The organism is Streptomyces sp. SID5464, assembly GCF_009862985.1.
GTDB lineage: Bacteria > Actinomycetota > Actinomycetes > Streptomycetales > Streptomycetaceae > Streptomyces > Streptomyces chartreusis_D.
Genome location: NZ_WWIQ01000020.1, coordinates 270,924 through 273,125, shown reverse-complemented (window position 1 = coordinate 273,125; position 2,202 = coordinate 270,924). Strand labels below are relative to the sequence as shown.

General features: G+C 68.6%; 2 protein-coding genes. Both read left to right on the top strand.

All coding sequences use genetic code 11. From position 1 onward, the window contains the following. On the top strand, positions 1-887 hold an 887-nt coding region (gene cysD, locus GTY47_RS13940; RefSeq protein ID WP_010034306.1), incomplete at its 5' end, for a sulfate adenylyltransferase subunit CysD. A 2-nt stretch (positions 888-889) separates the two neighbouring features. Next, the coding region (locus tag GTY47_RS13935) for a GTP-binding protein (RefSeq protein WP_010034305.1) at positions 890-2,202 on the top strand (1,313 nt) is incomplete at its 3' end.

Here is a 2,202-nt window from a genome sequence, read left to right as displayed (position 1 = left end):
TCTCCCACCTCGATGCTCTTGAGTCGGAGGCGGTGCACATCTTCCGTGAGGTGGCGGGTGAGTTCGAGCGGCCGGTGATCCTGTTCTCCGGTGGCAAGGACTCGATCGTCATGCTGCATCTGGCGCTGAAGGCGTTCCGGCCGGCGTCGGTGCCGTTCTCGCTGCTGCATGTGGACACCGGGCACAACTTCCCCGAGGTCCTGGACTACCGGGACCGTACGGTCGAGAGGCACGGGCTGCGGCTGTATGTGGCGTCGGTGCAGGACTACATCGACCGGGGTGTGCTCAAGGAGCGCCCGGACGGCACCCGCAACCCGCTGCAGACGCTGCCGCTGACGGAGAAGATCCAGGCGGAGAAGTTCGACGCGGTCTTCGGCGGGGGGCGCCGGGATGAGGAGAAGGCCCGGGCCAAGGAGCGGGTGTTCTCGCTGCGGGACGAGTTCTCGCAGTGGGATCCGCGCCGGCAGCGTCCGGAGCTGTGGAACCTCTACAACGGCCGGCATGCCCCGGGTGAGCACGTCCGGGTCTTCCCGTTGTCGAACTGGACCGAGCTGGACGTGTGGCAGTACATCGCCCGTGAGGGCATCGAGCTGCCGGAGATCTACTACGCGCACGAGCGTGAGGTGTTCCGGCGCAGTGGGATGTGGCTGACGGCCGGTGAGTGGGGCGGGCCGAAGGACGGCGAGGTGGTGGAGAAGCGTCTGGTGCGCTACCGGACCGTGGGTGACATGTCCTGCACCGGCGCGGTCGATTCGGAGGCGGACACGATCGAGAAGGTGATCGTGGAGATCGCCGCCTCCCGGCTCACCGAACGCGGCGCCACCCGCGCCGACGACAAGATGTCCGAGGCCGCGATGGAAGACCGCAAGCGCGAGGGGTACTTCTAGAGATGAGCACGATCACCACCGAGGAGCTTGCGGAGACCACGCTGCTGCGGTTCGCCACCGCCGGTTCCGTCGACGACGGTAAGTCCACCCTGGTCGGGCGGCTCCTGCACGATTCGAAGTCGGTCCTGACCGACCAGCTGGAGGCTGTCGAGCGGGTCTCCGCGAGCCGTGGCCAGGAGGCCCCGGACCTGGCGTTGCTGACCGACGGTCTGCGCGCGGAGCGGGAGCAGGGCATCACCATCGACGTGGCCTACCGCTATTTCGCCACGCCCCGGCGCCGGTTCATTCTCGCCGACACCCCCGGCCATGTGCAGTACACCCGCAACATGGTCACCGGTGCCTCGACGGCCGAGCTGACGGTGATCCTGGTCGACGCCCGCAACGGCGTGGTGGAGCAGACCCGCCGGCACGCGGCGATCGCCGCCCTGCTGCGGGTGCCGCACGTGGTCCTGGCGGTGAACAAGATGGACCTGGTGGGCTATGAGGAGTCGGTGTTCGCGGCGATCGCCGAGGAGTTCACCGCGTACGCCACCGAGCTGGGTGTCCCCGAGGTCACCGCGATCCCGATCTCCGCGCTGGTCGGGGACAACGTGGTGGAGGCGTCGGCGAACATGGACTGGTACGGCGGGCCGACCGTGCTGGAGCACCTGGAGACGGTGCCGGTCGCGCACGACCTGAGTCACTGCCACGCCCGGCTGCCGGTGCAGTACGTGATCCGGCCGCAGAGCGCCGACCACCCCGACTACCGGGGTTACGCCGGGCAGATCGCGGCCGGTTCCTTCCGCGTCGGCGAGCAGGTCACCGTGCTGCCCTCGGGCCGTTCCACGAAGATCACGGGTATCGATCTGCTGGGTGAGCCGGTGGAGGTGGCCTGGACGACGCAGTCGGTGACCCTCCTGCTCCAGGACGACATCGACATCTCGCGTGGCGACCTGATCGTGCCCAGCAAGGACGCGCCGCCGACCACGCAGGACATCGAGGCGACCGTCTGCCATGTCGCCGACGCGCCCCTGACGGTGGGCCACCGGGTGCTGCTCAAGCACGGCACCCGCACGGTCAAGGCGATCGTGAAGGACATCCCCTCCCGCCTGACCCTGGATGATCTGTCCCTGCACCCGCATCCGGGACAGCTCGTCGCCAACGACATCGGCCGGGTGAAGATCCGTACCGCCGAGGCGTTGCCGGTGGACTCCTACGCCGCCTCGCGCCGCACCGGCTCGTTCATCCTGATCGATCCCAACGACGGCACCACGCTGACCGCGGGCATGGTCGGCGAGTCCTTCGCCTCCCCCGAGCCGGTCAAGGACGAGACCGA